This window comes from Pedobacter folensis (assembly GCF_056490665.1).
The window spans coordinates 127,735-154,555 of sequence record NZ_JBWJIF010000006.1; the positions used below are offsets into that span (position 1 = coordinate 127,735).

The 26,821-nt window shown below is 38.9% G+C and carries 12 protein-coding genes; 2 read left to right on the top strand and 10 right to left on the bottom strand.

The genetic code is table 11. The annotated features are described in order from the left end of the window. Window positions 1-268 precede the first annotated feature (268 nt). Window positions 269-1,816, top strand: a complete 1,548-nt coding sequence (locus AC04QZ_RS24540) for a sulfatase (RefSeq protein WP_478359844.1) — start codon at window positions 269-271, stop codon at window positions 1,814-1,816. Between the two features lie 144 nt (window positions 1,817-1,960). Here AC04QZ_RS24540 and AC04QZ_RS24545 read toward each other — a convergent pair whose 3' ends face one another. The 8 genes from AC04QZ_RS24545 to AC04QZ_RS24580 all read right to left on the bottom strand — a co-directional run bounded on the left by AC04QZ_RS24545 (window position 1,961) and on the right by AC04QZ_RS24580 (window position 22,041). Continuing rightward, window positions 1,961-3,019 carry a cellulase family glycosylhydrolase gene (locus AC04QZ_RS24545; protein WP_478359845.1) on the bottom strand — a complete coding sequence of 353 codons (1,059 nt, stop codon included), beginning with the start codon at window positions 3,017-3,019 and terminating at the stop codon, window positions 1,961-1,963. A 63-nt stretch (window positions 3,020-3,082) separates the two neighbouring features. Then, a complete protein-coding gene (locus tag AC04QZ_RS24550) occupies window positions 3,083-4,921 on the bottom strand; it encodes a glycoside hydrolase family 35 protein (protein WP_478359846.1) in 1,839 nt (612 codons plus the stop codon). 107 nt (window positions 4,922-5,028) lie between these two features. Then, a complete protein-coding gene (locus AC04QZ_RS24555; RefSeq protein ID WP_478359847.1) occupies window positions 5,029-6,546 on the bottom strand; it encodes a glycoside hydrolase in 1,518 nt (505 codons plus the stop codon). An 18-nt stretch (window positions 6,547-6,564) separates the two neighbouring features. Then, a complete protein-coding gene (locus AC04QZ_RS24560; RefSeq protein ID WP_478359848.1) occupies window positions 6,565-8,265 on the bottom strand; it encodes a RagB/SusD family nutrient uptake outer membrane protein in 1,701 nt (566 codons plus the stop codon). A 5-nt stretch (window positions 8,266-8,270) separates the two neighbouring features. Then, window positions 8,271-11,435, bottom strand: coding sequence for a SusC/RagA family TonB-linked outer membrane protein (locus AC04QZ_RS24565; protein ID WP_478359850.1), 3,165 nt, complete (start codon window positions 11,433-11,435; stop codon window positions 8,271-8,273). A gap of 228 nt (window positions 11,436-11,663) precedes the next feature. Continuing rightward, window positions 11,664-15,716 (bottom strand): hybrid sensor histidine kinase/response regulator transcription factor, encoded by a 4,053-nt coding sequence (locus AC04QZ_RS24570; RefSeq protein WP_478359851.1) that lies wholly within the window; start codon window positions 15,714-15,716, stop codon window positions 11,664-11,666. 286 nt (window positions 15,717-16,002) lie between these two features. After that, a complete protein-coding gene (locus AC04QZ_RS24575) occupies window positions 16,003-19,830 on the bottom strand; it encodes a TIM-barrel domain-containing protein (protein WP_478359852.1) in 3,828 nt (1,275 codons plus the stop codon). Window positions 19,831-20,496: 666 nt separating this feature from the next. Then, window positions 20,497-22,041 carry a glycoside hydrolase family 28 protein gene (locus tag AC04QZ_RS24580; RefSeq protein WP_478359853.1) on the bottom strand — a complete coding sequence of 515 codons (1,545 nt, stop codon included), beginning with the start codon at window positions 22,039-22,041 and terminating at the stop codon, window positions 20,497-20,499. 399 nt (window positions 22,042-22,440) lie between these two features. Between AC04QZ_RS24580 and AC04QZ_RS24585 the strand changes: the two genes are divergently transcribed. Then, on the top strand, window positions 22,441-22,839 hold the full coding sequence (locus AC04QZ_RS24585) for a LytR/AlgR family response regulator transcription factor (protein WP_086545659.1): 399 nt from the start codon (window positions 22,441-22,443) through the stop codon (window positions 22,837-22,839). Window positions 22,840-23,477: 638 nt separating this feature from the next. Here AC04QZ_RS24585 and AC04QZ_RS24590 read toward each other — a convergent pair. After that, on the bottom strand, window positions 23,478-24,266 hold the full coding sequence (locus AC04QZ_RS24590) for an NIPSNAP family protein (RefSeq protein ID WP_478359854.1): 789 nt from the start codon (window positions 24,264-24,266) through the stop codon (window positions 23,478-23,480). A gap of 193 nt (window positions 24,267-24,459) precedes the next feature. After that, window positions 24,460-26,754 (bottom strand): S9 family peptidase, encoded by a 2,295-nt coding sequence (locus AC04QZ_RS24595; protein ID WP_478359855.1) that lies wholly within the window; start codon window positions 26,752-26,754, stop codon window positions 24,460-24,462. Window positions 26,755-26,821: the final 67 nt, after the last annotated feature.

A 26,821-nucleotide genomic window follows, 5' to 3' on the forward strand; every position in this document is an offset into this window, starting at 1 on the left:
AAAACTTAACATTTACTAAACAAATAACAGTTAAATATTTAGGATTCATCAGGTTAAGCATCATAAAAAAAATATCTTTTTTCTTTCCTCTCATCTCCTTTTTCGCGAAAATCAACAAATAAGTTAAGTCCTGTTCTTCATTAGCTTCTAATTTTTATTTCAGACTGCTATAAACGACTACTTGCGGCAAACGTTTGCGCAGCAATTTGAAGTTATAATCTACTAAAAACAATTATTTTTATAGTAGATCCAGCTTAATACATCATCCATGAAAAAATTTGCATTCATCATTACCTTATTAAATTTTAGCCTTTTTACCTTCGCTCAAAAAAAAATGATACCGGCACGTCCAAATATTATTGTTTTTTTGTTGGATGATATGGGGATCATGGATACTTCGTTACCCTTTTGCGACAGTATTATGCCCTTGAACAAACGTTACCATACACCCAATATGGAGCGAATGGCAAAAGAAGGGATGAAATTTGTTAATGCTTATGCCCAACCTGTTTGTACGCCTACCAGGGTAAGCTTAATGACGGGTATGAATGCCGCCCGTACCCATGTTACCAACTGGACTTCGCCTCAAAAAAATACCAACTCTGAAGAAAAAGATGAACAATTCTCACCACTAAATTGGAATATTAATGGTTTTAGTCCGGATTCGGATATAGAAAAATCAGTAAAGGCTACACCTTTTCCAAAATTACTAAGGGATGCTGGTTATTATACCATACATGTGGGGAAAGCACATTGGGGTTCGATGGGAACACCTGGCGCCAATCCTTATAACCTGGGTTTTATGGTTAACATTGCCGGGCATGCGGCAGGCCACCCACAAAGTTATCTTCCAGAGCAACGTTATGGCAACATGCCTGGCAAAGCGCAGGCGCAGGCAGTGCCTGATTTAGAACAGTATTATCATTCTGAAACCTTTTTAACCGAAGCGCTAACACTTGAGGCAAAAAAAGCGCTCGCCATCCCAATCGCCAGAAAAGAACCTTTTTATCTCAATATGGCCCATTATGCCGTTCATACGCCGATTATGGCCGATAAAAGATTTGTGCAAAAATATTACGATGCTGGATTAGATAGTACGGAAGCCAAATATGCCAGTTTGGTAGAAGGAATGGATAAAAGTTTGGGCGATATTATGGATTTCCTGAAGACTAAAGGTGCAGATAAAAATACCATGATTATTTTCATGAGCGATAACGGCGGTTTAGATGCTCATTTAAGAGGAGGCCCTGCAAACACACACAATTATCCGTTTAAATCGGGAAAGGGTTCAGTTTATGAAGGTGGTGTACGCGAGCCGATGATTGTAAAGTGGCCAGGTGTGGTTCCGGCCCACTCCATTAATCGAAGTCCGGTAATTATTGATGATTTTTTTCCAACCATATTAGAAATAGCAGGAATTAAAACCCCAAAAATTATCCAAAAACTGGATGGATTAAGCCTGTTCCCTATACTCAAACATCCGGAAGTAAAACTTCAGGACAGGCCCTTAATTTTTCATTCCCCGAACAAATGGACAACAGTTAAAGATGAAGCGCTGCTTGGAATAAATTATTACAGCGCCATTCGCTATGGCAACTGGAAATTGATTTACCAGATGCGCACACAAAAATTAGAACTCTACGATTTAAGCAAAGATATTGGTGAGCAACATAATCTTTCAGCAAGCCATCCTGCTGAAACGAAAAAACTGGCCATGCTTTTAGGTAAAACCTTAAAAGAACGTGGTGCACAAATGCCTGTAGAAAAAACGACCGGAAAAACAGTACCATTTCCAGATGAGATTTCAGGTAACTAGGTAGATTTATCGTGATCAAGCAAAAGAGATTGTATCATAAAGGTGAATTCACCTCAGATGCTGTCATGTTGAACTTCCCGAAGAATCGGGAAACTCAGGGTGACAAATCTATCTTTATGACACAACTCTTTTCCTTAAATATGATTATAAACCCCATCCATACCGGATACGGGTTAAACCAGATTGATTGGTGGTTGTTAAAGTAATATTTGTTCCGCTTCCACCACGGGTCTGAATACTGTAGCTATCGTTGTCTCTAAGCCCTGGCCAATAGACACTTGCCACTTTACTATTTCTAAATACATTAGTAGAACCAACAATGTAAGCAATCTCATTATCGCTACCAACTGAACCTGTATAATTTTTACCCGTAGTCATCGCAGCACCATATTCGGTCACAACAGTGCGGCTTGCATAATTACCAAAACGGCTTCGCCAATCGGTTTCCCAGCCCGCCTGTGTTCTGGTCGCCCAAAATGCATAATTATGCAGGGATAACAAGCAGCTCGAAAAACGGCTATCGGCTCCGATAGCGGTTACATTTTCAGAATAGCCGGTACCGCCCAAAAGAATCCGCCCTCTACTTACATTTGGGTAACGGGAAAGCCATTCAGCATAAATCGTGGTTAATTGCGCCAGTGTATAACCATGTGGTTCATTCATTGGTTCGAAATATACATTGGCGTTACTTCCATATTTATTAACCACAGTTTGCCACATGGCCCAAAATTGTGTGGTATTATCAATAGTGCCGTTGCGTGAAGATGCACCCTCCCAATAAGCTAAAATTACTTTCATGTTTTTACTTATTGCGCGGTCTATAGCTCCGGTATAAGCGCCCCACCATGCATCTGCCACACTAGAGGGGTTAATTGGTAAACGAACCGTATTCACTCCGGGCATATTGGTTTGGAAAGCCGTCAGTATGGAGTTTGCCTTTGCCGATACGGTGGTATAATTATCACTGGCGGTTAACCCTGATGGGATTACCCAGCCGTCCACAAAATTGTCGCGGCCATCGGCCCAGTTTACACCCGAAATCCCTGCAGCTCCAACAGATTCTACGCTTGCCTGTTGAGCATTTGAGGCTGCTGTTTTTTCAATTTCGGCTTGGGTTTCGGTAATTGATTCTTTTTTTTTACAGCCCATTAAGCATGCGCTTAACATAAAGGCTAACATTACGATTGACTTTTTAGTTTTCATAGGTTTTGTAATTTAATATTTGGTTAGTGAGGCGTTAACCAGAAAATGGTTGAGGTTGTTTCTTTAGTTTTTTAGTTCATTTAAAATAGGTTTAGGTAAACTGATTAATTTATTTTGATTTGCTTTTAGTAATTCGAAAACAACCACTTCGTTTTCTCCCTTCTTCAGCCATTCTGCAGGCAGATAAAGTGTTTGTTGCGGACCAATTGCCCAATATTTACCCAGATTATGTCCATTTACCCAAACCAATCCTTTACCCCATTGGCGCATATCTAAATAGGTATCGGCAACTTTCGTTAAATTAAATGAGGCCGACTTAAGCACAGGTGCCGACGGTCTGGCCACTCCAGCCGGTTTCTTTTGGACATCTACCTGATCAAATGGTAGCCTGTACATTTTCCATGATTTAATCACCTTGTTATTAAAAGTTACATTTTTAGTGATGCCCTTGTTATTTTTCAATAAATAAGGACCAAAATTAACCCTGCCCATATTTTCTACCAGAATATCTAATTGTACCATCCCTGCAGGAAGATCGACCACTACACTATCCTGATTAAGCCTTCTGTCTAAAACACCTACCCTTTTTTTATTGATAAATACCAAACCATAATCGCGCAATTCGTTGATTTTGATTACGCCTTTACGTCCACCCTTTATCGTACTGCTGTACAGCACGAAGCCATATGGCTGGTTCAGGGCTTCGAAGGTTAATGGATTTTCGCTTAGTTGCGGTTTTCCGATCAAACTAAATATATCTACTGTTTTGGTGAGGGTTATTGCAGGTAATGTAATTGCAGGCTTAGGTTTGGGAACATCGGGCAGCGTTTGGTTAGCCGGCAGATTCTTTTTTATGGTTTCGCGAAAAAGCATAAACTTAGGGGTTGCATTCCCCGCTTCATCTAAGGGTGCATCATAATCGTAACTACTAATCTGTGGTTCGTAAGCGGTAGAATCGTTATAGTTTGCCCCATTCATAAAACCGCGGGTGGTACCGCCATGAAACATGTACATATTGATGGAGATGCCTCCTTTAAGTACGGTATCTAATTTATCGGCATAAGTTTTAGGGTCTACCTGATGGTGTTTTGTACCCCACCAATCGAACCAGGCCGGGTACCACTCCGGTACAAAATAGGGCCCAACGCCGTTATTGTATTTCTTGATCAGTGTTCTGATTTGAGCAGGATTATCGATACCATTTACGCCAGGAAGCAATCCGGCCAAATGTCCGCCTTCTAAGGCCGGAACCGGATCGCAAGTAGAAAGCACCCCATCAAAACCTGCTTCTTTAAAAAACCGGGTATTCATCTGCAGGTATTCTTTATCGTTCCCATAAGAACCATATTCATTTTCTACCTGAACCATTAATATATTGCCACCATGGTTTATTTGCAATGGTGCAAGGCGTTTACCTACCTCGGTAAGGTATTCTTTATATTCTTTTAGGTATTGTGCCTCTTTACTCCTAACCTGTAAACCTTTAATATTTTGCAACCAAAACGGATAACCCCCAAATTCCCATTCGGCACATACATACGGACTTGGCCTGAGCACCACCCATAAACCTTCTTCTTTGGCAATACGCACAAATTCTGCGATATCGTTATTTCCTGAAAAATCATATTTATCTTTCTGTGGCTCATGTACATTCCAGAAAACATAGGTACCAATGGTATTTAACCCCATTGCTTTAGCCATTTTCATCCTATCTCTCCAGGCTTCCCTGGGTATCCGGGGATAGTGCATTTCACCGGAAATAATCTGGAAAGGTTTATTATCAAGCAGGAAAACAGAGTCGGCAAGTTTAAACGTATGCTTAGACTGTGCGTGGCTTTTAAGGCCCGCGAAACAAGTAATCAGGATTACTGTAAGCATTAAATTTTTAAGAATAGGTTTCATAGTGTGTTATCGTTAAGGTAAAAATTAAGACAAAGCATGGCCATATCGATCTAAATAGTGCCTTCCGGCCTTAAAATCAAATGGGATTTAAATGAGGATGTTAGAAATTAATCGCTAATTACAGTGGTAATCGATTTAGGCAGAATATTAATTTTTTTGGTGTTTGTATATTGTTTATGGGGAGCCAGACTATATTCAACTGAAGTAACATAAGTTTGAGCAACGCTTTGCACCTGTCCTTTAACCTCCAGATCAAGATCCACATCATTATCAGTAGTATTTACCACCACCGTTACGATCTTTTTATCCTGCCGGTAGGATGACACATAAATTGGGGCAGCTTTTTCGTCCAGCATTTTAACCTGAAGGCGTATACTCCCCTCTTTTATAAAACGGCTATAATTGCCTAAAGCCCATAACATTTTACTATCATACACCTGGCCGTCGGTTTTATTTCGATCGATATAAACCAGGCCATCCTTATAATCGCCTGTTGATACTGCCAGCCACCATTGCCATGATGTAGCATTGGACAGAACCAGATCGTGATGAATTAACCTTGCAATAAACAAAGCCGTTACCATGCCTAAGTCTCGTTTTTCGCCTTTTAGAACATCATCACCTAGCACACAATATTCAGACATCCAATACCTTAAACCTTTTATACTGGCTACTGCATTGCCTGTTTTTTTACGTACATCAATGAATTTTTGTTCCGGGCTGGTTGTAAAATAGCTATGTCCTGAGATGGAATTGTCAATATTGGAAAGATTACCAACATAATTGGGTGATGCAGCATTAAAGAACTGAAAAACCTGATTTCCTTTTGCTTCATTGCCATTGTCATATAAATAATCTAACTGACCAGCCTCACCTATCTGTATTTTTGTTTTGAGCTGGTTTTTCACAAAAGCCGCATTAATGCCTTTAAACAGTTTGGCCAGTTCGGTATTATTGTACGGGCAACCTTCCTGTTTATGCTCATTCCATTTCCATTGTGGTTCATTTGCAGGACTTACATAATCCAATGTTATACCTGTTGTTTTCTTTAATCCTTTTATTGTTGCCACAAGATCGGCCGAAAACTCAGGTAGTTTATTAAAATCGAGGTTACAGTTACCATCAGTTGAGTAGGCTTTTCCGTTTTTGGTAAATAGTACATGCGGACTGTTTACAAAACCAATAAATTGGTTTACGCCACGTTTTTTAGCCGCCTTCAGAAACCAGGTTTGCCCCGGCATGGCATTCCAGTTGTAACTGCCATCCAGCTGAAGAAAAGCGTACTGACGACGCCATTCGTCGCCAATATCGCTTGCCTTACCTTGTGATGCGCTCCCTGCACCAATGCTAAAACGCCACATGTTTAAACCAATACCCAGGGGCTGGCCTGTTTTGGTGACTTGTGTACTAAAAAGCAAATCGACCATTCTATCCCTTTTCTCATCAGGCCATAATCCGGCGAATTGACAAGACCAGGCATCAGATGCCCCGAAACCTTCTATTGTTTGAAACTGAACCGATGGATCAATTTCAACTTTTACAGTTTTTTGTGCCAAAACATTACCATAGCAAAACAAGGAAATACAGGTAAGAAAAGAACTGATTTGTTTATAATACTTTATCATGTGATGTTAATTATCTGATTAATATCCTGGGTTTTGCTGTAATTTACCTCCAGAGGCCAAAATTTCTGCCCTTGGTATTGGCAACCAATAATGTTTGGTTTCAAATTTACGTCCATCCAGGGCAATTTTAGAAGTATAGGTAAATCCTGTACCAACTTTTGTAATAATGATTCCGCCTGCAGGTTTATTTTCGGTTGCATCGGCAATTTTCCATCTCCTTACGTCATAAAAACGATGTTCTTCGAAGGCGAGCTCTACTCTCCGCTCATAACGTACGGCATCACGCATTTGCGATTGTGTAATTCCGACGGCTAATGCCGGCATATTTACACCAGGTCTTGCACGTACCATATTTATGGCTTGCCTGGCCGACATTGTAGCTCCGGCAGGAACAGCCTCTGGTCCGTAAGCTTCGTTTGCCGCTTCTGCATAATTAAGCAATATTTCTGCATATCTAAAATAGATCCATGGCTGAAAACCTGCATTTCCCCAAGGATTTTGTAGAGGATAAGCATTGTTCATGAATTTTTTAAGGTAATAACCTGTTTTAGTTGTATTCCAGTTATCTATTCCATCCTTACTGTCTTTCCCGCCCGGAATAAAAGTTTCTACATTACGTTCGCGGTAAGCTGCTCCGTTGTACAAAATGGTTGCTGCAAACCGTGGATCGCGGCCTTGATATGGATTGTTTACATCGTAACCAGAAGTGGGGTCGGTAATGGGTTTTCCGTTGGCCATCTGGTAATCATCTACCAGGTTCTGCATAGGAAGATTTCCTCCCCAGCCACCATAACCATTTGGCCCGTTTGCAATTTCCAGGTGTGTATGATTGGCATTTTTGGTAAACAATCTGGCGAAGATGATTTCATTATTCTGATCATTCAGGAACAGGTTTTCATAACCTCCGGTATAAATACTGTATTTATTTAAGCCAATAACAGCTTGTGCCGCTGCTGCTGCTGCCTCCCATGTACCTGCATTGTACAAGGGACTGGCGGCATATAAAAGCAAGCGGGATTTAAGCGCTAAAGCAGCACCTTTAGTAGCCCGGCCAGCCATCCAGCTATTGCTGTTATCGAGTGGCAGATCTGCTGCAGCCTGATCCAGTTGCGCCACAGCATAATCAATACTCTGTTTTATTGTTGCACGTTGAAACAAAGCCGGGTCTTGTAAGTTATCAGTCAGGCTGGTTACTTTATCGCCCATTAACACTACGCCACCATAATTTCGGATTAAATCCTGGTAACGGAAAGCCCTTACAAATTTGAGTTCTGCGATCAATTGTTTTTTATGCGATGGGCTCATTGCAATGTTAGCAAGCACACTAAGCGCATAATTACATTCTCTGATACTTTTGTAGCTCCTGCCCCAATATACGCCCGCACTACCTAAATTTTCCGGAGCCAGCTGCCCTCTTTGAATCAACCAGGTAAAATCGTCGTTATTGTAAACAGATTCGTCAGTGTATGAGCTCCACATGCTGTATTCGAAGCCCCTGCCAAAGCCTGGTGCAGAACCATCACCTTCTTTATCCTGCAAGCGGGTAGCAATATAGCGGTTGGTTACATAAGCCTCGAGAACCGACGTATCGCTTTCTATCGTAGCGGTAGAAATCCGATCTGTGGGTTCTACATTTAAAAAATCTTTTTTACAGCCCACCATACTTAAGGAGATGAACGATAGGCCTAATAATATTTTATGTATTGATTTAGTATTCATGATGTTTAGAATTTAATATTAGCGCCCAGATTAATAATACGTTGTTGTGGATAAAACTGGCCACTGCCGCTGTTTCCTTCGGGATCGTAATCTTTAACTTTTGAAAAGGTGAGCAGGTTAAATGCACTGGCATAAAACCTTAAACCTGAAACATTTATTTTCTGTAAAAACGCCGCTTTTAGATTATAGGCAAGTTCTACGTTTTTAAGTCTTAAAAAAGAAGCATCATTTAACCAAAAAGTATTGGTAAACTGACCGCCACTGATGGCATTTGATGCACGATCGGTAACTCTTGGATAAGTGCCGTTCGGGTTTGATGCGCTGAATCGGTTATCGGCCCAGCTACTGTAAAAGTTACCCACACTTCCTGCTTCAGGCAACACATATTGGCTTACCTGCCCCTGACCCGACAATACGAATGATACATCGAAATTCTTGTAGGATGCCCCGAAATTTACACCGTAGGTAATCTGAGGGGTATTGCTATAGTCTGATCTGGTTTGATCATCAGCGGTAATTTTGCCATCGCCGTTATAGTCTAAGTATTTAAGGTCGCCTATTTTAGCACCACTTACGTGTGGATAAGCATCCAATTCCTGTTGCGTTCTAAATATACCGATGCTATTGTACAAGAGGTAAGAATTCAGTGTTCTTCCGGTTTGGCGCTGATAATCTAAGGTACCGCTGGCCTCATCAATAAAAACTACCTTATTTTTAGCGTAGGTAATGTTACCCGATAAATTCCACTTAAAATTTTCACCATTATGGTTATAGCCTAAAGTGGCTTCGAAGCCGTTGCTGTTTACTTTCCCTATATTTTCTGATGGAACCAGCGGATCAGATCCGTAAGGATTTACAATACCTGAAGAGCCTGGCAATGAGGCATTACGGGTGGTTAAGATATCAGAACGTTTTTGCTGGAAATAAATGGCTTCGATACTAAAGTTTTTAAATACCGTAGCATTAAAACCGATATCGAGTTTTTTCGCTACCTCCCAGGTAATGTTCGGGTTTGCCAATTTAACCAGGTTTACACCAGGCTGAATAGTTAGCGCATTGCTGGCGTCTCTGGCTACAAATCCATTACCAACCAGTACATAATTATCAAAATATTGGAAACCATTTACATTATCATTACCCAAAGAGCCATACGATGCACGGATTTTTAAGTTATCAATGAATTTAACATTTTCGTTAAACCATTTTTCTTTTGAGATTACCCAACCTGCAGAAGCAGATGGAAAAACACCATACTGTTTTCCTTGCGGAAAAATAGATGAACCGTCAACACGGAGTTGCCCTTCGAAGAGATATTTTTCATCGTAACTATAAGCTAAACGGCTAATTACACTTCGTCTGTTATAATTAGAACTGTAACCAGAGTTCAGGAAATCGGTAGCTGCTGTACCACCCTGAGAAAGTTCGGGTAAAGAGGTAGATAAAAAATTAAAGCGTTGCGCATCGAAATATTCTAAATGATTTTCACTCTGTTCGTAACCTACAAAGGCATTAATATCGTGCAGGTTAAATTTACGGGCATAGTTTAATTTAATATTGGAAGTCAGCAGCGACTCATTTCTATGGCTTTCGGTTAATGTTGCTTTTTGATTGTTACCGCCAACAATTACACTGTTGAAGTTTTTAGTACCTTGATCATACTGGTATAACAGATAAGGTTTGTTAAAACTTTTACTAAATACATTTGATTTATCTGCCGAGAAAAAGCCATCTACAGAAAGTCCTTCTACCCTTGGTATAATAAACGTAGCCCTTAAAATTCCATTTAAAACCTGTGTAGGATTTTTATTGGTACCCCCTATATCAGTTACCTGCATTGCAGGGTTTGCATTTTCTATTCCGGTTGTCGGCAAACCATTAGGGTAATATGCAGCGGCAATTGGTTTTGCCCGATAGATAGATCTAAAAATATCTCCTGCCCCAACTTGCGGAAATACGCGATTCTCTTGTCTGCCCGATACGGATAAACCAACTTTAATATATTTAGAAATATTGGCATCAACGTTACTACGGAAATTATACTGATTGTATTTAGTTGCCCCATTTTTGTATAAACCATCCTGGGCGATTGTACCTAATGAAACGTAATATTTTACATCTTCGCTACCACCATTAACCGAAAGGCTATGCTGACTTTGAAGCGCAGTCTTTTTCAGTGTTTCGTTAATCCAATCGGTATTAGGATACAAGAGTGGATCAGAACCATTGCGGAATTTCTCAATCTGATCTGCGGTATAAGATTGATTAAGGCCACCTGCAGGGTTTGAATCGAAACTAATTTCGTTCATAATTTGTGCATAAGTAGCAGCATCGGCCATTTTCGGCAACCTGGTAGGCGAACCAAAACCCTGGTTAAAACTGTAACTTATAGATGGTTTACCGGTTTTTCCTTTTTTGGTGGTCACCAATATTACACCATTTGCTGCCCGGTTACCATAAATAGCTGCAGAAGCATCTTTTAATACCGATACACTTTCGATGTCGTTTGGATCTAAACGCTCCAGGCCGCCAATCTGGCCAGGAACACCATCAACAACAATGAGTACATTATTGCTCCCGGTGGTGGCCAGTCCCCTCACAGTAATGCTGGATCCATCAACACCAGGTTCACCACTGCGGTTGTTTACAATTACACCCGAAAACCGGCCTGCCAGCGAGTTCGACAGGTTTGGCTGTGGGCTTTTCATCAGTTCACTTCCTTTTACCTGCGATATTGAGCCTGTTAAGGTTGCCTTTTTCTGCGTACCGTAGCCAACCACAACGAGTTCGCTTAATGTTTTAGATTCTGAACCAAGCTGAACATTAATGGAAGTTCTGTTTCCTACAGTTTGTTCCTGACTCGTGTAGCCTACATAAGAAAAAACAAGTACATCTGTTGTAGTTGCAACAGCAATACTATAGTTACCCTTCGCGTCGGTTTGTACCGTCTTCTCTGTGCCTTTGATTTTAACGGCTACACCAGGAAATGTAGCCCCTGTTTCATTTGTTACTGTACCCGTTACCACAATTTCTTTAAGCTGGTTTTTTATTCCTGTTTTAACAGAAACTAAAGATGCCAATGCGGGGAAACTGATGGATAAGACAAATAGAAATGCCAGTGTTTTAATGGTAAAGGATTTTGGCAAAAATCCCTTCTGAACTTTTTTTCTCATTTTAGTTTGCAAGTTTAATATTTGGTTAACAGCTCAGTTTTATCATCCACCCGACAGAAATTCTCTATCGGTATGGCGATTATAGCGCTGTACTGTGGAAGGCTAAATTAGCGCCAACAAATAACTTAAAAGGGGTACAAACAATCCAAATTAGAGGGGTAAACAAACCGAAATCGGCCCAAAACAACATTTTGAGGCCGATTATTAAAACAGAAGCAATATCTATTTCTATTTACCTTTTTTAACTGTGGTATTTATATTATTGGAAAATGGCTTTCGAAATTTTTTGATGTACTGGGATGGGTTCATATTAAAGAGCCTGTAAAATTGCTCTCTAAAATATTTGGGATCGTTAATGCCCACCATATAGGAAGTTTCCTGAATGGTTTTATCGGTATTGATAAAAATTTCGGCGGCTTTCCTCAATCTGATGAAACGGATAAAGCCATTGGCCGACTGACCAGAAATGGATTTTATTTTACGGTAAAGATTAGATCTCGACATACCAATGGTTGCCGTCAATGTATCGATATTAAAATCGGGATCGATGAGGTGTTCTTCTACAATACGAATACAGTGATCTAAAAACTCTTTGTATTCGGCAGAGATTTTGGTGTTGTTCGAATTGAGGGTAATTTCGTTATAAAAATATCTTTGCAAGGCATTTTTACTTTTCAAGATGCTGGCTACCCTTGCTTTTAAGAAATCTTTATCAAAAGGTTTACTGATGTAATCGTCGGCCCCGCCTTCTATCCCTTTCAGTTTAACTTCTGGAGCAGAAATAGCTGTTAACAATATAATAGGAATATGCGAAACGGCTACATCTTCTTTTATTTTACTACAAAGTTCTATCCCGGTTATCCCATCCATCATAACGTCGCAGATGACAATATCGGGCAACAGTTCTTTTACCATATCGTATCCATCCTCTCCATTGCCAGCTTCGTAAAGGTGGTAATCCATTCTGAAAACCTGTTTTAAGTACTCCCTGATTTCGATATTATCATCAATAATCAACAGTGTTTTCAAATCCAGGGCCAGCTGACTGTCTATCAATGGTTCTTCTGCAGCTTCTACAATTTTATTTGCGGTTATTTCATCTTCTATCAATTCTTTAAATAACGACGAATCGGTATCTACCAGTGCCTCCTGCAAAATAACTGCATCTTTAAAATGGCTTATCCCCCTGCGTAAACTGATATTAAAAATGGTGCCTTTATTTTCAGCGCTGGTATAGTTTATGGTTCCGCCATGCATTTCGATAAAATTTTTCGCCAGGTACAAACCGATACCGAAACCTCCTTTTGCTGATTTATTTCCAGGATCCTGGTAAAATTTTTCATAGAGTTTTTCTCCGGCTACGGTGGTAATGCCACAACCAGTATCTTCAATACCTACCTGTATATCTTCCCCGCGGTTGCCTACAATCATTTTAACCGTTCCACCTTCAGGTGTAAATTTGATCGCATTTGAAAGCAGATTAAAAAACACGATTTCTATTTTTTCCCTATCGGCATAAAAAGGAATTACTTCATCAGTACCTATAAACTCCAGCACGATATTCTTAGATCGTGCCTGGTGTACAAAGCATAGAAAAACCTCCTTACACAAACTCACCAGGTTTACCGGGGCTACTTTTAATTTTTCGCCATAAGTATCTGCTTTCCTGAACAATAACAATTGATCTACTAAACTTAAAAGTCGTTTTGCATTCCTGTAAACAATATTTAAATCGGTGGTATCAACATTTTTATCGTTCTTGTATAAAAGTTCTTTAACCGGATTGATAATTAGCGTAAGTGGTGTACGGAACTCGTGCGATACATTGGTAAAAAAAGAAAGTTTCTTCTCGCTTAGTTCTTTCTCTTTTTCACTTTCGACATGGGCCAGCTTGACCTGAAATTCGAGGTTTGCCCGATGCTCCCGGTATTTAAGGTAGGCATAAATCATCCCAAAAAAGGTAAGTCCATAAATACAAAAAGCCCACCAGGTACGATACCATGGGGGTGTAATGGTAATTCCGATCGAATTGCCCTCCATATTCCAGATCCCATCATTATTTGATGCCCTTACCTTTAATACGTATTTACCTGGATTTAAATTGGTGTAGGTAACTTTATGTTCACTGCCACTATAATTCCATTTCTTATCGAAACCTTCGAGAAAATAAGCATACTTGTTTTTTTCGGAAAGCGTGTAATTGAGTGCTACAAAACCAAAAGAAAGCACACTCTGACTGTAGGGCAAAGTAATCTCCCTGGTCATATACACCGGTAATTTTAATGGAGAATCATCACCAGGCAGAATTAATTTATTGAAAATAGAAAAATCGGAAAAATAAACAGCAGGCGCCGTTTTATTATATTTAAGCAGTTGCGGATTAAAATAAACGATGCCTTTACTTCCGGCGAGGTAAATTTCTCCTTTTGCATTTTTACAGATAGCGGCATTGGCATAAACACCGTCTTTCTCGTCGTAATTTTTCACCATTTTGCTTACCGGATCAAAGAGTGAAATCCCCTGTTCGGTTGTGACCCATAATCTGCCATTATTATCTTCCACCAGATCGGTAAAAACATTGCTGGCAAAACCATTCTGCTTTGAATATATTTCGAAAGTGTTTGTTTTGGCTATATATTTATTCAGACCATCGCGGGTGCAAACCCAAACATTCTGATGCGAATCCAGATAGAGGCTATTTACAATGTTATTACTAATTCCGCCTCTTTTTGAATTATTGATCATGTAATTGCTAAACTTTCTGGTTTTAGGGTTAAAGCGGCTGAGCCCACTTCCGTATGTTCCTATCCAGACATTTCCCTGCGCATCTTTTAAAAGGCAGTACAAATGGTTATTACTCAATGAAGCCTGGTTTTTAGGGTCGTTAAAGTAATGTGTATAGCTGTTGGTTTTATCGTTATAGACTTTCAGACCGGCATCGGTAGCCAAATAATATTCGTCTGCATTTACCTCAATTAAATCCCTAAAAACATCTTCATTAAAAAAACTACCCAATGCCGAACGGTGATGATGGTGGATAAATTTATTCGCTTTCTCGTCGTAACGATCGAAACCATTCTCGCCCATTACCCAAAGCCTGTTTTTTAAATCGGTAGACAGGTTAATAATTTCAGAGCTGGATAAACTATTCGGATTACCGGTATGCTGCAGTTTAGTTACAGCATGATTATCGGGATTATATTTAAACAAACCTTTATTTGTACCTACCCAAAAATCCTTTCCATAACTAATGATGGATTTGATTTCTGCCTGTCCAAAAGGAAGGGAAATGAAATTAAATTTATATTGGTTAAAGTCTATTTTGCTGAGGCCGTTTTTACCACAAATCCATATCATTCCTGATTTATCACGGTATAAACCGCCATTGGCAAAAAATTCCAGTTCTTCTATTTTCTCCCATTTATTTAGTTTGGTATTCACCCAGAATACACCTGCGCTTCCGCCTACCAGTAACTTCTCAGCACCTAAATTTAAAACACTAAATATTGATGCGTTACCTGTTCCTTTACTGGCATAGGTAGTAAAGGATTCACTTTTTGGATCAAATCGAAACAGATCGCCTTTCCAATAGCTACCAATCCAAATCATACCATCCGCATCCAAACAGAGTGTCCAGATATCGTTTGGATTTTTTTCGCCTGCTACTTCCTTCTGTGTGTAATTGGTAAAGCTTTTGGTTTTTTTATCGAATTTATTTAATCCTTTGCTCCAATTGCCTAACCATAGGTTACCCGCTTTGTCTTCTGCAATGGCATTAACTGATTTTCCTTTAATGGCATCCGGATCCTTAAAATCCGGCTGGTAAACGGTAAAAGCGTTTGAGTTTTTGTTAAAAAGGTTAAAACCATCATCGGTACCTACCCAGAGCTTATTTGTTCTGTCGATGAGTAGCGACCATATTTTATTATTGCTCAGTGATGTTCTGTTGTTTTCTTTATGATAAAAACGTTCAAATTTTTCGGTTACAGGATCAAATTTATTTAAGCCATTCATCGTACCAACCCAAAAAACACCATTTTTATCTTCTACCACCGCATTGATATAGTTATTGGTTAGTGATGTGGTATCGCCGGTAATATTGACGTAGGTTTTAAAAGCGTAACCATCAAATTTACAAAGGCCGTTTTCGGTTCCTACCCATATAAATCCTCTTTTATCTTTTAAAGCAGCTGTTGTACTTTTTGATGGAAGCCCTTCATTTATACCATATGTTTTGATAACATAGTGGCCGGTTAGTACAGGTTGACTGTTTGTACGCAATTCTTGCGCTTTAACATGGGTAAAGAGCCAAAAAAAATGCAAAATAAAACAAGTCAGACGAATTAACCTCATAGTTAAACAACAAAATTTGATGGAGCGTGCCTTAGCTAAACCCTTGCCTCTTTAGAAATGGATGACTTGTAAATATACAATTTGCTAACTTATTACCTAATCTTTTCTTGTATCCAAATTTGTGACAAAAAAAAGAGGCCGATTAAAAACCGACCTCTTCGCACTAATCACTAACTAACTAACTAACTAACTAACTAACTAACTAACTAACTAACTAAAATTTAACTGAATTGAGATTCTTATCTACTAAAATGCCTTCACTAAGCTTAAGTCCGAACTGCAGTTTGCGTTTTGCCCTTAATTTCAGAATAAACAGATCGGTAGTTTCGTTTAAAGCATCTTTGTTGCCTATGTTTACAAAAGTTGGATACAAAACCTTCGCGCCATTGGTGTGCAGGCGATCGTTGGTCAGGTTATCCATCTGTTTGGTGTTTAAAGGCTGAACGCTTACAAAATCATAATCCTGTGCATTGTATGGTAGCGCAAAACTTAAAGCATTTACTGATTTCAGGTTTATTCCCTTTACTTTAATTTCGACGATTTCGTCTTTGTTATAAGCTTGTTTAGCGGTACTGATTTCGAGTTTACCTGCAACTTTATCAGTTTTAGCATTTTTCACTCCTCCTTCGAGCTGTGTAGCCACAACTGAAACATCGTACGCATCAATCAGGTTATTTTTATTGATATCACCATTGCTGATATAACCTTCAAAATCAGCATCACCTTTTCTTAAACCGGTATAGTTGATGTAAGAGGTTAAATCATTCCGATCAATTAAACGGTCGTTATTAATATCGCCGGGCAGATAACTTTCGGTACCTGGAACCTTAAATACATACAACTCTCTTCCTGAACCAAAGCCACCTACTCCATCAGCAACAGCAATTTTGATGTAACGGGCCGCAGGATGTGAGGTGAAATTGAATATTTTAATTTCGTCGGTATTGGCCCATTCAAATGCGCCGGCTTCTGTCCAGCTTTCTTTATTGTTGCTATAAAATACTTTACCTTTTAATAAAATTCCGTTTCCTTTTCCTGTACGTGGCAGGTAATGGAATTTATCCAGCTGATTGATCGATTTTAAATCAATGATCATATCAAAAGGAACTGCCTTAACGCCCCATTTGGTATGCCAGGTATTACCCTCATCATAATCAAACAATTTATTGATGCCAGAACCGCCTTGATTTTCTACCGTAGTTTCGGCTACAATACCCTGAATAGCAAATTCTAAAGGATTGGTTTTGGTAGTAGCTTTAATCTCGGTCCAATCTGAGACGCCATCTTTGTTTACGGCACGTAACTTAAACGTGTAAGCTGTTTCGGCCAATAATCCATCAAACAACAAAGCAGTATCGCGGATTGTGGTATAATGCATATCATTAAAATCGATCTCATAAAAATCTGCATTGCTCACTTTGGTCCAGCTTGGAGTAAGTGTATAAGCTTCTCTGTTTTTATCACTTACTTTTGCATTAACAGGAGCCGATAATTTCCCTGTTGACAAACGTTGTTTATCTGCAGGCTCAAATTTAAATCCATCAATACTAAGTGTTACCGGATTGATGGTAATATCGGTAGATTGAAGTTTAACCAGCAACTGCGGATTTTTAACCATGGCCACTTTGTCAAAATCGCTTCCTTTTGTAGCAAAACGGTTTAAGTTTGGCGCAGCATCGTAGAAATAAACGTTAGACTGCTTTAAAAACTCGTCTTTCGAATTTACTTCACTTAGCCTGATTTTATTATTTCCAAGTTTTGCGGTTAATCTTTTCGGTTTTTCGGTAACGTTAACCACAAATTCAGTTGTTTTTTCTTTCACAAAACCATCAAAATCGCCTTTTGCCGGATGAATGGTAACCAGTGCATTATTTTTTTGATCCAGTTCTGATTCGATTAAAGTAGAAGCACCTTTTCCTAATTTATAGGCTTCTGTTGCACCGTCATCATCGTATTCAGTAAATGAACTTTTTCCAAAAGGATATAATTCATAGATGCGGTTTACTTTACTGATTTCAGAAACATTATTATTCGGATTTGTCATCGGAATAATGGCACCATTTTTCACAAAAACAGGCAACTTCCATAACGGTGCATCAAAATTGTTGAGGATGCTGTTTCCGGTATATTTTTCTCCGGTGAAATAATCAATCCATGTTCCTTCCGGCAGGTAAATACCATTGCGGATATCGTTACCCTTCTCGTCTGATTTGGTTGCCTGATAAATTGGCGCGACTAAGAAAGATGGTCCGTATAGATATTGATATTGTGTTGAAGTACCTTTGGTATAAGCATTTGGATATTCCAGAAACATCGCCCTGATGATTGGCAATCCGGTAACCGCTTCTCTTGCCACACTATAAGTATATGGGATCAGCTCTGATTTCAGTTTTAAATAATTGCGGTTAATCGAAGCTACAGGCTCGCCCAATGCATGTGGATATTTTTCATTGGCGCCCCAACCATCCATATTTAATTCCATTGGCGTAAAGGTTTTCCATTGGAAATCGCGGGTATTGATGGTCAGGTTTTTACCCCCAAAAATACCATCCATATCGGAAGTAATATTCGGCTGACCTGATAAACCAGAACCTAAATAAGTAGGAATGTGGAAACGAATATATTCCCAAACGCCACCCGTTTGGTCACCCGACCAAATACCGGCATAACGTTGTGTACCTGCCCAACCATCTAATGAGATGATAAACGGACGACTGCTATTGCCATAATAAGGCATAATCTGTGCTACGTCGGCAACACCATTCAAACCGAACGAGTAACCTGCACCAACCCATGCCACATCGGTTTTTAATACCCGAACTCCAGCATCTCTCGCTTCTTTAATAATATCGCGCTGCAACAACGGACTTACTTCTGGTTTTGGGTGAAGATCTGATTGTGTCCACAAGCCAATTTCTACTCCATTTTTACGGGCATAATCGCCAAAACTTTTGAGGTTTTGAATATTGCCATCCAAGGTTTCGGTTTGGCCGTAACCTGCACCATAACCATCGTTAGGCAGCACCCAGCCCAAAGGCATATCGTGTTTTTTATAACGATCAATTACCGCACGTGCTGAAAATTGATAATTGTTTTTTTCGCCGTTAAGCGATTCTTTTATACCACCATTATCTTTCTGACTTTCTTTGTAACGTTTGCCATCTTCAAATAAAGTTCCCTTTTCGTCTTCTTTCCAGAAATCGCGGTTATAAGCATTTAAATGTCCCTGATAGAAACCAAATTTTGGCAATAAAATCGGATTTCCGGTCAGCTGGTAAAAATCGTTCAATAAAGGCACTGCTCCATTGTTAATCATAAAAAAGGCATCCAGGTAATCGGTTTCGTGTGCCAATTTTACCAAGCCCTTTTCTTTAGCACCAAAATTGTAACTTCCTTTGCTGAAGGTATGCCACATGACAGCATAACCATTGGTAGACCAATAATAAGGTGTTGGTGAAGCTACCCCTCCATCCGTCCAGGAGTTTTGGTTTTCGATAGCAATGTTTTTACCCTTGTGTGAGAAACGGCCGTTCTGGACGCCACCTCCATAAAAATATTCCTGTGGATTTTCTTTTAGGCTCAGGGTTACTTTTCCTTTCTCGAATTGAATCGGCGCTAATTCTTCAACAGCTACAGCCTGGGTAGCAAGGTTGATAATTTTGATTAGCGAAGTATTTTTATCAATCAGTACCGTAATCTTAGCTGTAGAGATGAATAGTTGATTATTCTCATCTTTTATGTCCAGTTTTGAAACAGCTCTGCGTGGGTTTTCCACTAAAATTTTGGCTTCAGGTTTGGCTTCCGGATCGCGTATAAAACCTCCTGTAGGGTCTTCGAAAAGGCGAAAAATATTATCGCCATAAAAATCTAAGGTTAAGGTCTGCTTATCAGAAAGCAATAATTCTATAGTTGTGGTATTGATCTTTTTTGCGCTAAGCACTTTGGTGATGTTTTGTGCTACCTGATTGGTTTTCTGAGCAGCCGGTTGAGCAGTCACAAAAAACGGAGCGGCAATTAAAAAAAACGCAAGTGCCAAAACCATGCCTTTGGGTTGGTTTTTGGAACTGGTTATTTTAAAATTTTTGAAAAAATAATGCGGGGTCATTAAAAGTTTGATTTGGTTATGTGTTTATATGTTGAACAAGCTAAATAGACTTAGTTGCTGAGGGATAAAGTTAACAAACACATTAAAGGAAATAGCGTGTTTTTGAGGACAAAAACCGCGCAATCGTTTGCCTATCTAATTTTTTACGACAGAAAATACGATAACATAAAGAATTAGTTTTTATCATTAAGAAGTTAAGTACATTAAGGTAAGAAGTACCAATCAGGTTTCAATTACCAATAAACCAAGTAACGATTTTCACGGAAGGCTTTTATCATTAAGAAGTTAAGTACATTAAGGTAAGAAGGACCAATAAGCAGGTTTCAATGACCAAGTAACGATTTTCAAGGAAGGCTTTTATCATTAAGAAGTTAAGTACATTAAGGTAAGAAGTACCAATAAGCAAGCTTCAATTACCCATGACTTATGAACTAATGACCAATGACTAATGAACTAATGAACCAATGACCAATGAACTAATGACTAATTAACCAATAACTAATGAACCAATGAACTAATGGCCAATGACTAATGAACTAACGCACCAATGACCAGTAAACTAATGGCCAATGGCCAATGACTAATGAACTAATGACCAATGAACTAATATACCACCTCTGAACTATTGTTCACCACATATTGGGGCTTGGTGCCTGTTAATGATTGTACAGTAGTAAATTTTATCTTCTCAGCATCGTTTATTATAATCTTAGACTGCTCTGGCAGTGTAATGTTTGTAAAGGTTACATTTTTTAACCGGTGAGCTGGGTCTTTAAAGCCATTGATATTAATGGCTGCATCGGCATTTGATGCCATAGACATATCGATATTCTTGAATACAAAATTTTCGAAAGTTGGTATTTGTGGTGCGGCCTCGCCGTCGTTGTTGTAATTAACGGCAGAAAATATGGTAATTTGCAGCAGTTGGCAATCGGTTACTGTTACATTTTTCACATAACCACCCCTATCTTTAGTTCCTTTTATCTGCATACCGTGCAATAGTTTCCCGGCTTTGCAATCTTGCACCAAAACGTCGCTAACCCCGCCAGACATTTCGCTGCCAATTGAAATACCATGACCACGTTTAAAGTCGCAATCTGTTATCCGTACATTTTTGGTTGGTTTGGCCACAAAAAAGCCTTCTGGATTTTTACCCGATTTAATGGCAATGCAATCGTCGCCAGTATCGAAAGTACAATTAAAAATATAAGCATCGGTAGAAGAATCGGGATCGATACCATCTCCATTGCGGATGTTTACCGTTATGATATTTAAATTTTGACAGGTTATATTGTTACTATAAATATAATGAATGGTCCAGCAAGGAGGTTCGGTAATGGTTAAATCAGACAAACTTACGTCCTGACAGTTCATTAAACAAATTAAACGTCCCCTACTTCTTATTCCACTGGCTTTGATCATCGCATCGCCAAGTTTTTTCCCCCCGCCACTAATGGTGCCTTTACCTGTAATTCTTACATTCTTTACATTATAAGTTCCGTTACGGTTAAGCGTACCTGCGTTGAGTAAACTTGCATATGTTTTCAGCTCCCAGCCTTCAAAACGGTTTAAAATCATGGGTAGATAATCTTCTACTACAGTTGATCCTTTTAACACACCACCTTCTTCTATGTGTAGGGTCATATTACTTTTTAAATATAAAGCACCCGAAACGAAAGTTCCTTTGGGGATATAAACCGTGCCGCCCGTGCTACAGGCATCTATCGCTGTTTGAATGGCTTTTGTATTATTGGTTATGCCATCTCCTTTCGCTCCGAAAGCTAAAACATTGTATATTTTCCCCTTCGCCCTTGTTTTAAAACGGATACTATTTAAGCCAGTCGCTTTATTTCCTTTTACACTTACACTCACCGTATACCAGGTATCCGGCATCAAATTTTCTAAGCTATAATTGGTTTTTCGTGTATCACCATGTATTTTACCATTTAAAGATATCTGATAAATAATAGGCGTTGAACCATATTGTTTATCCCACAATAAGGCCACGGTATTTTCTGATAAGGTACCTGGAGCAGCTAAAAGGTTAAACTGATTTGTGGTCGTTGCTGCAACGCTAAATGATAGAAAAACAAGCAGAAATAACAACAAAATTTTGCTTATTTTATGGATAAGTATCGATACCATCATGATCAGAAATTTTATTTGGTTAGCGAAATAATTATAGGTCCTAGAATTATTTCTTTACAAAGATAACCGGCTTATCAGATTAACTGTCCTGCGCTATAGGGTATAATATTTAAATAAATTAAAAGCACCAAAAAAGTTTTTTGTTATAAATTTAGTATGGCGAAAATCATAAACGAGCATATATAAAAAACTTCAACAAACCGCTGTAAACACGACTGAAGAATAGTTATGACGTATATTATCAAAAAAAATACAAAACACACAAACAGCCTGTTTTTTAACACTATTTGAATGTAAAACATTGATTAATTAGATTTTAATGCAGCATCTTTGTATTATAAACTTTTAAAAAAAATCGAATGGCAAGCATTTTGTAAGTGTTTATAAAATCCCAGAATAATGAATTCCCCAACATCCCAATCCTATAGCTGTGTAATTATAGATGACAGCCAAATGAGTGTAAAAGTACTTGAGCATTTTGTTTCCAAAATAGACAAACTCCAACTTAAAGGAAGTTTTATGGATCCAGTTGAGGCTATGGCCGCCTTTTGGACTTACGGAAAAATTGATTTCCTTTTTTTGGATATCCAAATGGAAATATCGGGAATTGACGTAGCCAGAATGCTTCGAAACAGCGTAAAATTTGTCGTTTTTGTAAGTGCCCATGGCAATAAGGCCATTGACGCCTTTGATAAAGGCAACTATTTTTTGCTTAAACCCCTCGATTTTAAAAAATTTGAAGATACCGTGAATCAGCTGATCCAGACTGAAGACAAAAACAAAGAAATGCTTTCGTGAATAGGTAAATGAGGGATACTCGCTCCTTTTCACCATTAAGCAATTAAGGTCATTAAGTTTTAAGTATAATGCCAAAGGAGGCACGTCATTCTGAATTCATTTCAGAATCTTCCTGGCCGGTATTATTTTTTGCCACAGAAACGCATATTTTCATTTGCCTTTTTACGCTGAGCTTTAGTTTTTCAACCGCTAACTTTTCACCATTAAGGAGTTAAGGAAATTAAGTTTTAAGTATAATACCAAAGGAGGCACGTCATTCTGAATTCATTTCAGAATCTTTATGGCCAGGATTATTTTTTGCCACAGAAACACAGATTTTAATTTGCTTTTTTTCTTTGAGCTTTAGTTTTTCAACCGCTAACTTTTCACCATTAAGCAATTAAGGTCATTAAGTTTTAAGTATAATACCAAAGGAGGCACGTCATTCTGAATTCACTTCAGAATCTTCCTGGCCGGGATTATTTTTTGCCACAGAAACACGGATTTTCATTTGCCTTTTTACGCTGAGCTTTAGTTTTTCAACCGCTAACTTTTCACCATTAAGGAGTTAAGGACATTAAGTTTTAAGTATAATGCCAAAGTAGGCACGTCATTCTGAATTCATTTCAGAATCTTCCTGGCCGGGATTATTATCTTTCTTAAAAATCTGAATAGTCTGTGGGGTAAACAAACTTAGTGTCGTTTTTAGAAACATTGTGCTGATATTCTGGCATTGCCGAAAGTTTCTTCCAATAATCATCTGCAGAGAATGCCTTCCAGTGTGCATCTCTATCTGCCTTATTTTCGAAAGTGGTTAAATACATGAGGTTAGGCATATGGCTACCGGCGATTACTTCTCCATAAAATACGGCATTAAAATTTAGTCTTTTAAATAACCCGATTTCGTCGCCTTTATTAAACATCTGAACTTTATTCTTAAAATACTGCTCGGTAGGCGACTCATAACTTCTCAATTCATAAACCCGTTCTTTCATCGGTGATTTTAAATTAGGCAGCATAAAATGAGGGGCATCTTCAAAAGCCTTTAACACAATAGATTCTAACCGTTCGTAAGGCGCTTCGGTATAATTCGCTTCCAGGTAGCTTTTACCATCAGCGGTATATTGTTCGTCTTTTGCTAATTTTTTATCCAGCTCCAAAATGCCACTGAATGATTTTAAAGGGATAAACACATAAATAAGCTTTTCTGTAACCGCAGCCTGATCATTCAAAATGGGTTTAAATACGCCCACTTTTGCAATTCCACAGCGGTGCAGTGCCGGTAAATAAGCTTTCTGCAAATAATCATCTACCGTTTTTTCCTGAGCATCGGTTTTCAAATGATAAATTTTGATCTGATAGTAATCTATCTTCGATGCATGAACAGTAAATGCGCTAAATAATAGCACGAGTAAAAACAGACAGGATATTTTAATTTTTGGTAACATGAAAAGGATGATTTAATGCAATGTACCAAAGTAACAATTTATTTTAACAGAATGACAGCGTTATTGAATGAACAATAAACTAATACCAAGAACCAATAAACTAATGACCAATGACTATTGAACTAATGACCAATGACCAATAACTATTGAACTAATAACCAATGACTATTGAACTAATGACCAATAAACCAACTTATTTTGAAAGATTCGGATTTGGTGGTTCGGCATTAAGTAAATGTTTTACAAAGAAATCGCGTTTACGCCTGCGTCCGTAAATACCACCATCACTATGCCCCATACCCGGAATGCTTAAAATATCGAAATCTTTATTGGCTTTGATCAATGCATCAGCTAGTCGATAGGTAGATTCCGGTGGTACATTTTCATCGGCTTCGCCAACAATTAAAAACAGGTTGCCCTCTAATTTAGCGGCATTTGTGATGTTAGATTGTTCGCCATAGTGCGGTCCTACCGGATAGCCCATCCATTGTTCGTTCCACCATTGTTTGTCGATGCGGTTATCATGACAACCACAAGCAGAAACCGCGGCCTTGTAAAACTCAGGATGAAATAACAATGCACCTGTTGAGCTTTGTCCGCCAGCCGAAGTACCGTAAATGCCCACTCTGGTAATATCGGCATTGGGATATTTAACTGCCATCGCTTTCATCCACAATATCCTGTCGGGGAAACCAGCGTCGGCTATATTTTTCCAGCATACATCATGAAAAGCTTTAGACCTGTTGGCCGTTCCCATTCCATCAATTTGAACCACAATAAAGCCTAATTCGGCAATGCTTTGCATTTCACTGGCTGGCAGGAAACTTTTAGGCACAAAACTATCATGCGGACCTGCATAAATATTCTCGATCACAGGATAAGTTTTGTTCGGATCCATTTTTGAAGGAAAGCAAACAATGCCCCAAATATCGGTTAAACCATCTCTTCCTTTGGCCACAAACACTTCAGGCAGTTTAACTCCGGTAGCCAAATAAGCATCCTTTTGACCATGTTCTATTTCGCTTATTTTTTTAGTATTTGCGGTTAACCTTAACTCGCTAACCGGTGGTACATTTACCTGTGAATAGGTATCGATGTAATATTTACGATCAGGTGAAAAGCTGAGGTTATGGTTACCTTTCTCAGGTGTGAGGTTGATTAGTCCTTTTCCATCAAATCCGATTCTGTAGTAATGGATAAAATAAGGATCTTCGCCGGCATGCATTCCATTTGCCCTGAACCAAACCTGGCGTTTTACGATGTCTACACTATCAATATCCTTAACTACATAATTTCCTTTGGTAATTAAGCTTTGCTTTCCAGTTAAGGCATTTACCAGATAAAGATGTTGCCACCCATCCTGTTCACTTGTCCATAATATTTCATTTGTTTTGGGCAAGTACCTCGTATAGATGCGATTTTCATAAATGAAGGTTTTGGTTTTCTCGTCGATAATATTTTTAGTTTTTCCGGTTAAAACATCCACTTCAATTACCCTGAAACGTTGATGGCCGCGGTCTACTTTCTCATAAGTATAATAGCGGCTGTTATTACCGCGCCAATGCAATTCTGGTGCACCAAAGAAATCTATCGGATCAGCATCTACTTTAATCGCCGTTTTAGCCGCTACATTAAAAACATAGGGTTGATAAGCTGTAAAGTCATCACCGGGCTGCGCATATTCTCTTGATTTTAGTTCGCCACGTGTAGTACCGGGAACCGAACTTAATACATAATGTACTTTTTTAATTTCTTTCGGATCGATTTTGTAGGCGACGATATTTTTTCCATCCGGCGACCATGCAAATTCACCATAAGGTTTTTCGGCATTACCATCGGTACTGAGCTGGGTTTCTGCTTTTGTTGCTAAATCAATCACAAACAGGTTGCCTCCACGGATCAGGATTTCGTTTTTGCCATCTGGCGATTTTCTCGATTCGCGGTTTCGTTGCCAGCGTGATCTCCGCTGCTGTAATGGTCTTTTGGCATTGTAGCGATAAATACTGCTATCGTTTGTATTGGTTAAACTATAATCGCTCAGGTTTAACTGATACCATTTCTGTTGTATTTTTAATTTTGCCGTATTGCCCTGATCGGCAAAATAAAGCTCCGATAACTGAAGTTTTAGCGGGTTCTGTTTTTTACCGGTGATCTTTTCGATGCGCTGCGCAAGTTTATCATGATCAAATGCAAGTTTACGTTTGCCAGTTGCAGCATCTACATCATAATATTCCCAGGTTCTGTTCGGAAGATTCTTTTTATACCAAAATGCGCTTCCATCTTTTTTCCAAAAGGGAATAAGATCATTGTTGGTAGGGATATTGCGTAGTGCCGTATCTAGTTTAACAGATAACCGGTAAGCATTTGCCACTTCGGCAGCACTGGGTGCGTAAGGTTGTAAACCCGCTTGCTGCGCCAGTACCTGAAAAGAAACAAAACTTAATAAGATGAAGGCTATTGATTTTTTAGCCATGATGTAAATCGTCATTACAGATTTTTTGTGGTAAATATAGTGCTCGCGTTTTGCAGATTCCCTTCAGATTTTAATGGATAAC

Bases quoted from the DNA above. Each gene is read 5' to 3' on its own strand.
- AC04QZ_RS24540 (WP_478359844.1), top strand. From the start codon at position 269: ATGAAAAAATTTGCATTCATCATTACCTTATTAAATTTTAGCCTTTTT.
- AC04QZ_RS24565 (WP_478359850.1), bottom strand. From the start codon at position 11,435: ATGAGAAAAAAAGTTCAGAAGGGATTTTTGCCAAAATCCTTTACCATT.
- AC04QZ_RS24545 (WP_478359845.1), bottom strand. From the start codon at position 3,019: ATGAAAACTAAAAAGTCAATCGTAATGTTAGCCTTTATGTTAAGCGCA.
- AC04QZ_RS24550 (WP_478359846.1), bottom strand. From the start codon at position 4,921: ATGAAACCTATTCTTAAAAATTTAATGCTTACAGTAATCCTGATTACT.
- AC04QZ_RS24580 (WP_478359853.1), bottom strand. From the start codon at position 22,041: ATGATGGTATCGATACTTATCCATAAAATAAGCAAAATTTTGTTGTTA.
- AC04QZ_RS24560 (WP_478359848.1), bottom strand. From the start codon at position 8,265: ATGAATACTAAATCAATACATAAAATATTATTAGGCCTATCGTTCATC.
- AC04QZ_RS24575 (WP_478359852.1), bottom strand. From the start codon at position 19,830: ATGGTTTTGGCACTTGCGTTTTTTTTAATTGCCGCTCCGTTTTTTGTG.
- AC04QZ_RS24585 (WP_086545659.1), top strand. From the start codon at position 22,441: ATGAATTCCCCAACATCCCAATCCTATAGCTGTGTAATTATAGATGAC.
- AC04QZ_RS24555 (WP_478359847.1), bottom strand. From the start codon at position 6,546: ATGATAAAGTATTATAAACAAATCAGTTCTTTTCTTACCTGTATTTCC.
- AC04QZ_RS24595 (WP_478359855.1), bottom strand. From the start codon at position 26,754: ATGACGATTTACATCATGGCTAAAAAATCAATAGCCTTCATCTTATTA.
- AC04QZ_RS24590 (WP_478359854.1), bottom strand. From the start codon at position 24,266: ATGTTACCAAAAATTAAAATATCCTGTCTGTTTTTACTCGTGCTATTA.